The organism is Nostoc sp. DedQUE07, assembly GCF_034530975.2.
Taxonomy (GTDB): Bacteria; Cyanobacteriota; Cyanobacteriia; order Cyanobacteriales; family Nostocaceae; genus Nostoc.
Map to the genome: position 1 here is coordinate 29,415 of NZ_JAVRCC020000019.1, position 12,723 is coordinate 42,137.

The window sequence follows — 12,723 nt, forward strand, 5'->3', positions numbered from 1 at the left end:
TCATAATTTCCCAGGCATTAGTTGTTATTAATACGCTTAAATCAACTGTTTACCACAGATAAACCCCTAACATAGCTGCGAGATAAGGGCTAGGGGGTTTGTGTCTGATGTCAACTACGGAGGGCTTAAGCTACAATTGGCAGATCCCTAATGACTCATGGCAAATTATTATGAATAACAGTGACCTTGCCCAAATATTAATTCGTGCTGTGGAAGAAGCAGACTCCTCGGATCGCTTATTAGACGCAGTTCAGGAGTTAGCGGCAGCTGGCATTGAGGAATCTGTTCCCACTCTGATTGCAGCTTTAGGCTACAACAATCCAGGGGCAGCAGTGGCGGCAGTAGATGGACTAATTGCGATCGGGGAAGTTGCAGTACCATCACTATTGGAACTAATTGATGACTACAACTACAGTGCGAGAGCCTGGGCTATTCGCGCCTTGGCGGGAATTGGTGATGTCCGGGCGCTGGATACCTTGTTAGAGGCAGCAAAAAACGATTTTTCCTTAAGTGTGCGGCGGGCAGCTGCCAGAGGATTAGGCACTTTGCGCTGGCAGCAACTACCTGCTGAGAAAGTGGAATCTGTTCAGACTCAGGTATTAGAGGCATTATTAGTAATTTCTCAAGATCCAGAGTGGATAGTGCGTTATGCAGCAGTGACGAGTTTAGAAACACTAGCGATCGCTATAGCAGTAACTTTACCCGATCAAGCGTCACGGATTACAAATCAACTTCAGCAAATACTCGATACCGATGCCGATGTGGGAGTTCGTACCCGCGTAAAATTTGCACAACAAAAAATTCAACAGCAACAACATCAAGAAATGTTTGCACCGAAAAGAAAGTTAGAAGACACTGAAGTGTCTGAAGTACCTCATCGTGGTGGTGGCAGACGGTAAATCACCAGACACCATACTGCGCTTGCGGTATGGTGTTATGTCAAACTAACTAGGCGATAAAGATTGAATTTCTGCCTGGATATTGCCACGAGCAGATGGTTCGGCAAACTCTGACATTAAAGGCGTAAAATAAATACGCGATCGCTGTAAAAATTGTTCTAAAATTTTCTGACGACCTGTGATATAATCTGCCTCTGCCACCCAGCCATATTCCTGACGAATAGCATGGGCGTATTCTTGATAATCAACTTGGTTAGTAGCCAAAATCGCTAAATCTGCATCAACTAGGACTTGGCTATCATAGTCATTTACCGCAGCTTGGTGGTTTTTAGTGTTCAGAATCAGACGGGTGACAGTAGTTATAATACTTTCTGGAATACCTAAATTACTCAGCAACTCAAAAGCGTAGTCTGCACTTCGTTCTTCGTTATCTTTGGCTTCAGTGTCATACACTACATCGTGAAACCAGGCAGCTAGTTGAACAGCAGCTAGGTTATTGGTGTAGCCTTGCAAAACCTCAATTGTGCTAAGAACGCGATCGATGTGTTTCAGTGTATGGTAATAGCGATCGGGGGTAGAGTAAGCTTCAACCAAGAAATTAAAGGCTTTCTCAGCCGCTACTCGATCGACGCCAAAGGGTTGGAGTGTGTGTTGCCAGTTATAAAATAAAATATCCATAAATTTTTCTGTAGGCATAGAGGCAGTATACCCATTCTGAGTATTAGAAAAAATAAGTACATACTGTTAAAACAGCAGTAGAAGACTTCAAGTAGAACCTCACCTTCTAACTTTGCTACGAGAAAGAGAGGAAAAATTTTCTTCCCCTTACTTGTAGTAAAGGGTTAGGAGTGAGTTCACGCGAATATATTTACAAGTTATAAATCAATGAAACTTTGGAGTTTCGAGAATTGCTGGGTATTGCAACCACACCTACAGGAAGGGGAACCGTTAATTTCAAATATCAGCGGGATATGAGTGGTTCACCACTGTGATATCTGATACAGGTAAGTTATGATCGTGGGCATTAATTTTTTATTGTTAAGATGCCAGCTAAAATCATCCTTACCGTTATCCAAGGACAATTATTAGGACAGCAATATATTTTTGATTGCCGCAGTAGTTGCATAATCGGTAGAAGTCCAGATTGCAATCCTCAGTTACCAGATGATGAGAATCATCGGGGCATCTCCCGCTATCACTGTCTACTAGATATTAATCCTCCTGATATTCGGGTGCGGGACTTTGGTAGTAAAAATGGCACTTACATTAACGGTAAAAATATTGGACAACGCCAACGAAATCAAACGGCTGAAGAAGCTGTAAAATTCCAATTTCCAGAGTATGACTTACGAACAGGCGACGAAATCAATTTAGGTCACACTGTCTTTAAAGTTAGTATAGAAATACATCCAGATCGAGTAAATCTACCAACCTTCATCCCTGATGATGTTACTGTTAAAAATAACCCAGTACAACAAACTTATTTCTTAGACATCATCAAATACTTTCTGAATTTGGCTGAGAGTGGCGATCGCAACCTCAAAGCAATTAGCGGTTATAATCTTGTCAAACTTCTCAGCACGAGTGAATTCGGAGAAGTTTATTTAGCACAGCATAATCAGTCTGGCAAGTTCATAGCCTTAAAGGTCATGTTACCAGCAGTGGCGGCGAATGACTTCGCTGTGCAGATGTTTCTCCAGGAGACTGAAAACACCAAGGCTTTGCAACATCCTCATGTAGTGCAACTGATGGATTGTAGCTTCTCGGAAATTATCTTCTTTTTTACAATGGAATATTGTGAGGTCGGTACTGTATGGGATTTCATGCAACAACTGGGTGGGCGATTGTCTGTTGATATTGCAGTACCGATTATTCTCCAAATTTTAGACGCTTTAGAATATGCCCACAATGTTGAACTTCCTTATGTCAAACTGGCTGATGGGAAGTTTGGCAAAGGTAAAGGTATAGTTCACCGCGACCTCAAACCGAGTAACATCTTCTTGACTAAGATTGACGGAAAGCTGGTGGCAAAAATCGGTGATTACGGCTTATCTAAGGCCTTTGACTTAGCTGGTTTAAGTGGTCAAACTTTGACTGGGACTCAAGCTGGTACTCCCGTTTTTATGCCGCGACAGCAGGTGCTTAACTTTAAATATGCCCAACCGGAGGTAGATATTTGGGCAGTTGCGGCTTGTCTCTACAATATGCTAACAGGTTGTTTCCCCCGCAACTTCATAGGCGACCCTTTTCTGGCAGTTTTACAGAATAATCCCATACCAATTCGCCAACGAGATGCAACAATTATGCAACCCCTAGCGCAGGTGATTGATTTGGCGTTGGTTGATAAGCCAGAAATTCACTTTAAGAGTGCAGCCGAATTTAAGCGGGCATTGTTAAGTGCGTTGTCATAGTCGAGTTTATAGCAGTTTTTATGTATTTAATCCACATCTGTAGTCGTGGCGCAATGCCCATTAGTGTCAAATTAAGGTTAAAGCCAGTCTAGAAAAAGCTTTTAGCAGATTATCTCGTTCCCAGTCTCCGACTGGGAATGTCCCTGATTGAGGCGGAGCCTCCCTCTCCTCGCGGCAGAGCCGCCAAGAGTAGCATTTCCAGCCAGAGGCTGAAAACGAGATTTTAAAAGGGTTTTGGCTTAAGTTGACACTAATGCACAATGCCTCTACGTTCGCCAAGCGTCCCGCAAGGAATATTTTTTAATTGCAAGTTCCTAGAACGCACGGCGTAACTACATCATTCAAAATCAATGAAATCCTTACGGTATAGTAATTCCGAATTCAGCATAATGGTGACAGCTAAATGAAAGCGTCAAAATAGAAGACACAGGCTTTGTACAAAAAGCCTTGCCTTGATTAACGGAGTTATTATCAGTGGTATTACAAGTACAAACAAGCACCTACGAAGCTAAAACCCAAGAAATTGCTAAACAACTTCTCGCCGCAACGCAGGAAAATCGTTCGTTTTTTTCTTCCCTGCGGGATCAAATGCGTTGGGATGATAAATTACTAGCTTGGGCAATGAGTAACCCTGGATTGCGGGTGCAGCTATTTCGCTTTATAGATACGCTACCGGCTTTGCATAGTAAATCAGAAATTGCCTCACATTTACAAGAATATTTAGGCGATGAATCTGTAGAATTGCCGGCAGCTTTGAAGGGAATGCTAAACTTTGCTAACCCCGACTCGATGCCTGGACAAGTTGCTGCTACAACCGTTGGGACAGCCGTTGAAACTCTTGCCCATAAATATATTTCTGGGGAAAATATTAAACAAGTCATCAAAACAGTTGAACGACTGCGAAAAGAAAAAATGGCCTTCACCATCGACTTACTTGGTGAAGCGGTTATTACCGAAGCGGAAGCGCAGTCTTATCTAGAACGCTATCTAGAATTAATGCAACAATTGGTGGAAGCATCGAAGAATTGGGCAGTTATTCCGGCGATTGATGAGGCTGATGGCGAACCGATACCAAAAGTTCAGGTTTCTGTGAAATTAACGGCGTTTTATTCCCAATTCGATCCATTAGATGCTAAAGGTAGTGAGGAGCGAGTTAGCGATCGCATTCGGATTCTCCTACGTCGTGCTAAAGAATTAGGCGCAGCTGTCCATTTTGATATGGAACAGTATGCCTATAAGGATATAACTCTCAGTATTCTGAAAAAACTCTTACTAGAAGAAGAATTTCGGCAACGCACAGATATTGGCATGACAATTCAAGCATATCTGCGTGATAGCGAACAAGATGCCAAAGACGTAATTTCTTGGTTGAAAGAACGCGGTTATCCCCTGACAATCCGCTTGGTGAAGGGCGCATATTGGGATCAAGAAACTATCAAAGCAGCGCAGAAGCATTGGCCACAGCCAGTTTACAACGACAAAGCCGCAACTGATGCTAACTTTGAAACCATCACTCAATTGTTGTTAGAAAATCATCAATATGTCTATTCTGCCATTGGTAGCCATAATGTGCGATCGCACTCTCGCGCCATTGCCATTGCTGAAAGTTTAAATGTCCCCCGCCGTCGCTTTGAATTACAAGTCCTCTACGGTATGGGTGATAAAGTTGCAAAGGCGTTGGTTGACAAGGGTTATCGGGTGAGAGTTTACTGTCCTTACGGTGAATTATTACCTGGAATGGCGTATTTAATTCGTCGGTTGTTAGAAAATACAGCTAATAGTTCTTTTTTACGGCAAAATCTCGAAAATCGACCAATTGAAGAATTATTAGCGCCGCCGATTCTCAAAGAGGAGAAGAAATCTTTAACTCCTGACTCTCATTTCCTCGGTGCTGCTGATACTGATTACGCTGAGGAAGAGATAAGAAGGAAAGCCGCGAAAGCTTTCCAAAATGTTCGCCAACAGTTAGGTAAAACTTATTTACCACTGATTAATGGCGAGTATGTTAATCCGCCGGAATTTGTTGATTCTCTCAATCCTTCTAATTTCAGTGAGGTAATTGGTAAAGTTGGGTTGATTAGCGTTGAACAAGCGGAACAGGCAATGCAAGCTGCGAAAGCGGCTTTTCCTGAATGGAAGAAAACACCAGCTAAACAACGCGCTGATATTTTGCGGAAAGCGGGTGATTTGATGGAACTCCGCCGTGCTGAACTTTCAGTTTGGATAGTTTTGGAAGTTGGGAAACCAGTTAAGGAAGCTGATGGAGAGGTTTCGGAAGCGATAGATTTCTGTCGGTATTACGCTGATGAGATAGAACGATTAGACAAAGGTGTTAATTACGACATACCTGGGGAAACTAACCATTATATTTACCAACCACGAGGAATTGCTGTAGTGATTTCTCCCTGGAATTTCCCGCTAGCGATCGCTTGTGGAATGACTGTTGCAGCTTTGGTTTCTGGCAATTGCACTCTCCTCAAACCTGCGGAAACATCTTCTGTAATTGCAGCGAAACTCACAGAAATCTTGGTAGACGCTGGTTTTCCCAAAGGTGTATTTCAATACGTACCTGGTAAGGGTTCGCAAGTTGGCGCTCATTTGGTCAATCATCCAGATACTCATGTAATTGCTTTTACAGGTTCTCAAGAAGTCGGATGTCGAATTTACGCAGAAGCGGCAACGCTGAAACCCGGACAAAAGCACATGAAACGGGTGATTGCGGAAATGGGTGGCAAGAATGCCATTATTGTTGATGAAAGTGCTGATTTAGACCAAGCTGTTGTGGGGATAGTGCAGTCGGCATTTGGTTACAGCGGACAAAAATGTTCTGCTGCTTCCAGGGTGATTGTGCTGGAACCGATTTATGATGCCTTTGTGCAACGATTGGTAGAAGCAACAAAATCCTTAAACATTGGGGAAGCAGAGTTACCGAGTACACAAGTTGGGCCAGTGATTGATGCTAATGCCCGCGATCGCATCCAGAAGTATATTGAGATAGGTCGGCAATCAGCTGAGGTAGCCTTGGAATTACCAGCACCCAAGCAAGGATATTTTATTGGCCCAGTCATCTTTAGTGAAGTATCGCCCAATGCGGTAATTTCTCAGGAAGAAATTTTTGGCCCTGTGCTGGCGGTAATTCGGGTGAAAGATTTCCAGGAAGCGTTAGCAGTCGCCAACGGTACAAACTTCGCCTTAACTGGCGGACTTTATTCTAGAACACCTTCGCACATTCAGCAGGCAGAGACAGAGTTTGAAGTTGGGAATTTGTACATCAACCGCAATATTACCGGAGCGATCGTTGGACGGCAACCCTTTGGTGGATTCAAACTTTCGGGAGTAGGTTCTAAAGCAGGGGGCCCTGACTACTTACTGCAATTTTTAGAACCACGCGCGGTGACAGAAAATATTCAACGTCAAGGTTTTGCACCAATTGAAGGTGCAGATTAAACTAACGTGAATTCCACGGCTCATATAGTGTCCGTCAATTAGCACAATCAAAACATCTCTCTCTGATTTTACTGCGTAAAACCCTCCCTCTCCGAGTCCTACGGTGTACACACATCTTGGTAATGAAGCCCCAATCCTGGATTTACCCCTCTTAATCCCCCCGATGTATTGGGGGAAAATATCCGGTTCTCCCCCTTACCAAGGGCGAGTTAGAGGGGGTCAGAAGGACTTGTGTGTACACCGTAGCTCCGACTCAAAGAGGGACAGGCTTGCACTTTCGGTCAAAGCAGGGAGAGGTGCATCAAACTCACATTAAACTACAATAGGTAGTAACATCAAACAGAGTTTAATGAGTAATTTAGTTATAAAAGTTGCTGAATTACCTAAAGATTTTCCGGCAATTCAAGCAATTAGAAAATCAGTTTTTCAAGAAGAACAAGGTGTAGATCCCGCTTTAGAATTCGATGGCAAAGATGAAATATCCGATCATCTAATTGCTTATTTAAATGTGGAAGCTGTAGGTACTGCTAGAATCAGATATTTAAATGAGAAAACTGCCAAAATAGAAAGGTTAGCTGTTTTGTCGACAGTTAGAGGGCAAGGTATTGGTAAGAAAATTATGGAAAATGCCCTACAGGTGATAGCTAACCAAGATATTCCAGAAGTCGTAATTCATGCTCAAGAATATGTGAAAGATTTATACAAAAAACTGGATTTTGTAGAAGAAGGAGAAATATTTGAAGAAGCTAATATTCTCCATGTGAAAATGAGAAAAATATTTTCATAGTTAAAGTAAAATTATGTAGTATTTTTTTAGTAATCTTTTAAAGAAAATGTATGTTTATGAGCAATTAACTAAAATATTTCATTAGAATTGACTCTAGCTGAACTATACGAATTGGCTTGATAAGGTAGTCATCAACACTACCTGGTAGTATGGCGATTTTCTCCTCTAAAGGTTCGCTAAAGGTCATCATTACAATCGGTAAATGTTCCCGATAAGGCTCTTTTCTAAGGATATTCAGCAAATTCCAGATATGAGCATCTTTTACTAACTGCAAATCAAAAAAAACTAAATCTGGTTGGAAGCTTTGTACCTGTTTCAAAAAGTCGTTACTATTATCTATCCACTTGACTTGGTAGCCAATTGTGTGGAGATAATCTTGCAATACTGTTGCTGTGTTTTCCTCTTCTTCTACAAGCAAAATAGTTTTATTTGTGGAGATGACTGAAGAAGAGGAGGACGAGGTAAAGTTTGCTTCCTCTTCAGTCTCATCTATCTTATCTATCTCATTTGTCTCATCTTCCCTATTTTCCAGATGCTCTGGATTTGGTAGAAACAGAATGAACTGACTGCCCTTTCCTAAAGTTGATGTCACGGTAACATCTCCACCATGTAAACGCGCTAATTTCCGCGTCAAGGCTAAACCTAAACCAGTGCCTTCATACTGCCGATTTAACCGACTGTCAAGCTGTTTAAACGGTTCAAATAAAAATTGAAACTGACTTGAGTCTATACCAATGCCAGTATCTGAAACTGTAAACGTTATCCCTTGTGGCACTTTTTTCACTACCAGCGATACTTCGCCTGCTGGGGTGAATTTAATCGCATTAGTGAGCAAGTTGAGTAGCATTTGCTTGATGCGCCGCTCATCAGCAATGCAAATATCAGCTTCTTGGTCAATTTCATGTGTGAGTTGCAATCCCTTTTCTGAGGCGCGATCGCGCACTGTCCAGATAGCATAATTACATATATCTACCACTGACAAAGATGATAATAACAGATCCTCTTTACCTGCTTCTACTTTAGATAAGTCAAGGATATCGTTAATCACTGCCAGTAGATGTTCGCCACTACTATATATACAACTTACATATTCGTTCTGCTTTTCATTCAAAGAACCAACTATTTCTTGTTGCAATAACTGTGACAAACCCATAATCGCATTCAGAGGTGTCCGCAACTCATGGCTCATGGTTGCTAAAAATTCAGTTTTTGCTCGATTGGCAGCTTCTGCTGCTTCTTGAGAGGCACGTAGTTTCAACTCTGTTTGTTTACGTTCAGTAATATCCTCAATCATCGCTAGAAAAAACTCAGGTTTACCATTGCTGCCTGGTATAACAGAAACAGAGATATGAGTCCAAAGTAAGTTACCATTTTGATGCTGGCAGCATCTTTCTATCTCAATACGATGTCTTTCGACAACCTGTTTCTGATGTTTGGAGGGTTGTAAACCGTCCCTCGAAGTTCTCTTTAAGTCTGTGCGAATTCCTGACATCAGTTGTTTGTAAAGTTTTAAATCCTCCCTTTCTATGGAAATGTAATCTGTAAAGCTCTTGCCGTATAACTCTTCTCGGCTGTATCCTAAAATCTCGCATAGTGCCAGATTAGTATCAACTATCTGCCCTTTCATATCTATCAGGCCAATACCGATAGAGGAACGCTCAAAAATCGCCCGAAATTGTGCCTCACTCTGTCGCAGTGCTTCCTGTACGACGTTTCGCTCCCTCGCTTCTATAGCCAGTGTCACAAAATCTGCAATTGAGCCAGCAAAACTCTCTTCTTCTAAAGTCCATTGGCGACCTTCACCTATGTGTTCGTGACACACTACGCCTATCAAATGACCCTCTAGCCAAATTGGTGCGTCTAGTATAGATGTGATGCCCAAAGCTGATAGATAAGACTCGGATAATTCTTGGGTTCTGGAATCGTTTCTGGCATCATCTGCGGCAATAGTACGCTCCCCTTCTAAAGCCTGGAAATAAACAGGAAAATTTGTTTTTAAAAGCGAGTTACCAAAGGTATGCTTCTTAGTCCTGACATCATACAAATCAATGCATTCAATTTTTGAACGTTCTTCATTATATAACCATACCCCAACTCGCTCTACTAACAGCGTCTGAGCAGCAGTTTCTGTAATTTCCCTCAACACCGCATTGAGATTACCTTGCTGAAATGTCTTGCTTCTTGCCAGTTGCACCAGCATCTGGCTTTGTTTTCGCCGACTATTTTCTCTGATTCGTAAAGCCTCTTGGGCCTGGTTGTGCTCTGTTATATTTCTAGCTGACACCACCTGCATTAGTTGCCCTCAAGAAGAAATAATTTGGACTTGCAGTTCTACGGGAAAAGTAGAACTGTCTTTGTATAACTACAATTACTTGCTATGGTTTTTCATAACCGGAAAATATAATTTTTCTAACTAAATTTTATGATTCTGGCTAATTAGTTATAAGCTAGATTTTGCTGATTACTTCTGTTACTTCATACCAATAATTTTTGCCAGGGGATAATTAGCATTTCTAGTAATTTCACTATTAAGTAATTTTACTATTAAGTAGTATAAGTAGTATAGTATTTTTTATTTGAAACTGGGGAGTGCTAAAGACTTTTCCCAATACTCAATCCCTAGTACAATTTCTTGCTTAGTACTGACTAGCAAAATACCCTTGATTCTCCTAGAGAAAGATACTTAATGGCTCAAATTCTGCCAAACTTAAGGTAACGGCAGCTTTTGCGGAGGTGGAGCGATGACAGATAGTGATGTAAGAATTGTTTCCCTGATTCCCGGTGGAACAGAGATTTTAGCGACACTAGGATTGGTTGATGCTATTGTGGGGCGATCGCACGAATGCGATTACCCTCCAGAAATCCTCAATCGCCCCATTTGTACCCAAGCACGTTTAAACAGTGATGCCTCCAGCAGCCAAATTCACGACGACGTGAACAAGTTATTGCAATCTGCTCTGAGTATTTATGAAATCAAAACAGATGTTTTAGAGCAATTGCAGCCTACCCATATTCTCACTCAAGACCAGTGCGATGTTTGTGCTGTTAGCTTACACGATGTTGAAAAGGCAGTTGCTACACTCATTGACAGTAAACCTCAGATTATTTCTTTACAACCCAATATTCTCCAAGATGTTTGGGCTGACATTGAACGAGTCAGCAACACCTTTGGCGTAGACTCGGTAAAAGTCTTAGAAAATTTAGAAGCTCGCGTCAAAATTTGTCAGCAAAAAATCCAAGGACTTTCTTTAGATGAACTGCCTACTGTCGCTTGTATCGAGTGGATCGATCCTTTGATGATCGCCGCTAATTGGATTCCTGAATTAGTTAACTTAGCAGGAGGACAGTCTTTATTTTGCGCTACAGGTCAGCCTTCTCCGATCTTGCCTTGGGAAACACTATTAACAACTAATCCCGACATAATTGTTTTTATGCCTTGTGGCTTTGATTTAAACCGCACTCGCAAAGAAGCCAATTTATTAACTCAACGTCCAGAGTGGGAAAAACTACATGCTACCGAAACTGGTAGAGTTTACATTACTGATGGCAATTCTTATTTCAATCGTCCAGGGCCGCGACTGGTAGATTCTCTAGAAATTTTGGCAGAAATTTTGCATCCAGAAATTTTTCAATACGGCTACAAAGGAACTGCTTGGGAACGTTTGTAAAAAAGAATTCAGAACTCAGGAGCGGAGCCGGAGACGCTCCGCCTCCGGTCATAATTCAGTATGAATTCAAGTCAGGCTGAGTGAGATTGGTTTAAAACCTTGATGCGTTCCAATCGCCTACAAAGACTAATTCTGATTCCTGGATTCTGGATTCTTCTTCAAGGTGTTTTTTCAGAATCTGCCGATGGTTCATTGTTAAACAACAGCAGACGTGCAGCAAGAATGGCAAATCCTACAGCCGCGATCGCTTTTAAAACACGTGTAGGTAATAATTCCGCTACTGCACCCCCTGCTAACGATCCCAACAGGCTTGTCAACAGCAATGCACCTGCTGCACCGAAAAACACTGCACGCGGAGAATTAGAACGTCCTGAAAGTGCGATCGCCGCTAGCTGACTTTTGTCACCCAATTCTGATAAAAAAACCGTAATAAAGCTCAGTCCTAATAAATGCCAATCCATATAAATTAAGGAGCAGTGGGGAATTTTTCTAATGACCAATGACCAATGACCAATGACTAATGACCAATGACCAATGACTAATAACTAGTAAATACATCCCAAAATAGCATTAGGGAAATTACCAACAACATTACGCCGGCTGATTTTTCTACAGTTTTCGGGCTGAGTCGATTGGCTATCCAACTACCTAAAAGTACACCTAATAAGCTGGTGGTTATTAGGGCTGCCGCCGAGCCGATAAATACCACCCACGGCGAATGAGATTGTGCGCTCATTAACAAAGTGGATAGCTGAGTTTTATCTCCAATTTCTGCTAGAAAAATGGTTACAAAAGTCGTACCAAAAATTACCAACGTTGATTGCTGCTTTTGAGGACTATCGGCAATTACAGGCTGAACCAAGGGAGCGATCGCAGGAGTTAAGTTAAAATCATTGCTGTCTTCCAGTTCTAGCTCGATCTCAGTGTGAGATATGCCAGAAATCTCCAAAGGTGCAGAATCAAGTTTCACAAGCAGTAGTTTTGGTTGCTAGGGTGTTTTCATATTTCTATCATTTTCTCAGATTTTTGTCATAAATTGCAATCTCACACAAAAAAAGCAGGGTTGGATGTCAAAGGCCAACAGCTTTGTCGAAGCGTAGTATTTCTAAACTTCTTTCGCCATAAACTCCTTCTATTTGCTGGCGACAGCAGTCAATAGCAAAATCGTTGACTTCTTCTGGTTCAACCCCATACATATCTTGAAACACTTCTGATTCCACACGGCAGAAGCGCGGACGATTGGGGTAGATGCGACATTCTCGCGTGGTATGGTCGAAATTAACGCACCATCCCCCTTCGCCTACCATGCTGAGGTAGAGTTCTAGTTCTGGTGGAGAGAGGTACTCTTCCAAGTCTGGACGCTCTGCTGGATCGAGATTACAACAGGCTCCACATTGCTTTACACATTGCCAAGTTGACATTTTGGATTAGGGATTGGGGACTGGGGATTGGGGATTGGGGATTGGGGATTGGGGATTGGGGACTGGGGATTGGGGATTGGGAGCCAATAC

Annotated in this window: 10 protein-coding genes; 5 read left to right on the top strand and 5 right to left on the bottom strand. The window is 42.0% G+C overall.

Going from position 1 to position 12,723, the window contains the following annotated elements:
• Window positions 1-107: 107 nt before the first annotated feature.
• The gene (locus tag RMZ95_RS16345; RefSeq protein WP_322673576.1) at window positions 108-899 is read left to right on the top strand and encodes a HEAT repeat domain-containing protein; all 792 of its coding nucleotides are present in this window, start codon (window positions 108-110) and stop codon (window positions 897-899) included.
• Between the two features lie 45 nt (window positions 900-944).
• Here RMZ95_RS16345 and RMZ95_RS16350 read toward each other — a convergent pair whose 3' ends face one another.
• On the bottom strand, window positions 945-1,595 hold the full coding sequence (locus tag RMZ95_RS16350; protein ID WP_322673577.1) for a hypothetical protein: 651 nt from the start codon (window positions 1,593-1,595) through the stop codon (window positions 945-947).
• A 347-nt stretch (window positions 1,596-1,942) separates the two neighbouring features.
• Here RMZ95_RS16350 and RMZ95_RS16355 point away from each other — a divergent pair, with 347 nt between their 5' ends.
• The 3 genes from RMZ95_RS16355 (at window position 1,943) to RMZ95_RS16365 (ending at window position 7,544) form a co-directional block, all read left to right on the top strand.
• Window positions 1,943-3,310 carry a protein kinase domain-containing protein gene (locus RMZ95_RS16355; protein WP_322684277.1) on the top strand — a complete coding sequence of 456 codons (1,368 nt, stop codon included), beginning with the start codon at window positions 1,943-1,945 and terminating at the stop codon, window positions 3,308-3,310.
• A gap of 474 nt (window positions 3,311-3,784) precedes the next feature.
• Window positions 3,785-6,757: an L-glutamate gamma-semialdehyde dehydrogenase gene (gene pruA / locus RMZ95_RS16360; RefSeq protein WP_322684276.1), complete on the top strand. Its 2,973-nt coding sequence runs from the start codon at window positions 3,785-3,787 to the stop codon at window positions 6,755-6,757.
• A gap of 349 nt (window positions 6,758-7,106) precedes the next feature.
• Complete coding sequence (locus RMZ95_RS16365; protein ID WP_322684275.1) at window positions 7,107-7,544, top strand: GNAT family N-acetyltransferase; 438 nt, start codon at window positions 7,107-7,109, stop codon at window positions 7,542-7,544.
• Between the two features lie 64 nt (window positions 7,545-7,608).
• Here RMZ95_RS16365 and RMZ95_RS16370 read toward each other — a convergent pair whose 3' ends face one another.
• Complete coding sequence (locus tag RMZ95_RS16370; RefSeq protein ID WP_322684274.1) at window positions 7,609-9,837, bottom strand: ATP-binding protein; 2,229 nt, start codon at window positions 9,835-9,837, stop codon at window positions 7,609-7,611.
• A gap of 448 nt (window positions 9,838-10,285) precedes the next feature.
• Here RMZ95_RS16370 and RMZ95_RS16375 point away from each other — a divergent pair, with 448 nt between their 5' ends.
• The gene (locus tag RMZ95_RS16375) at window positions 10,286-11,212 is read left to right on the top strand and encodes a cobalamin-binding protein (RefSeq protein WP_322673582.1); all 927 of its coding nucleotides are present in this window, start codon (window positions 10,286-10,288) and stop codon (window positions 11,210-11,212) included.
• A gap of 158 nt (window positions 11,213-11,370) precedes the next feature.
• On the opposite strand, the gene RMZ95_RS16380 is transcribed toward RMZ95_RS16375, so the two are convergent.
• From RMZ95_RS16380 to RMZ95_RS16390, 3 genes are all read right to left on the bottom strand, one after another.
• On the bottom strand, window positions 11,371-11,673 hold the full coding sequence (locus RMZ95_RS16380; protein ID WP_322673583.1) for a TMEM165/GDT1 family protein: 303 nt from the start codon (window positions 11,671-11,673) through the stop codon (window positions 11,371-11,373).
• Between the two features lie 77 nt (window positions 11,674-11,750).
• A complete protein-coding gene (locus tag RMZ95_RS16385; RefSeq protein WP_322673584.1) occupies window positions 11,751-12,182 on the bottom strand; it encodes a TMEM165/GDT1 family protein in 432 nt (143 codons plus the stop codon).
• Window positions 12,183-12,282: 100 nt separating this feature from the next.
• Window positions 12,283-12,633 (bottom strand): YkgJ family cysteine cluster protein, encoded by a 351-nt coding sequence (locus tag RMZ95_RS16390; RefSeq protein ID WP_322684273.1) that lies wholly within the window; start codon window positions 12,631-12,633, stop codon window positions 12,283-12,285.
• Window positions 12,634-12,723 lie beyond the last annotated feature (90 nt).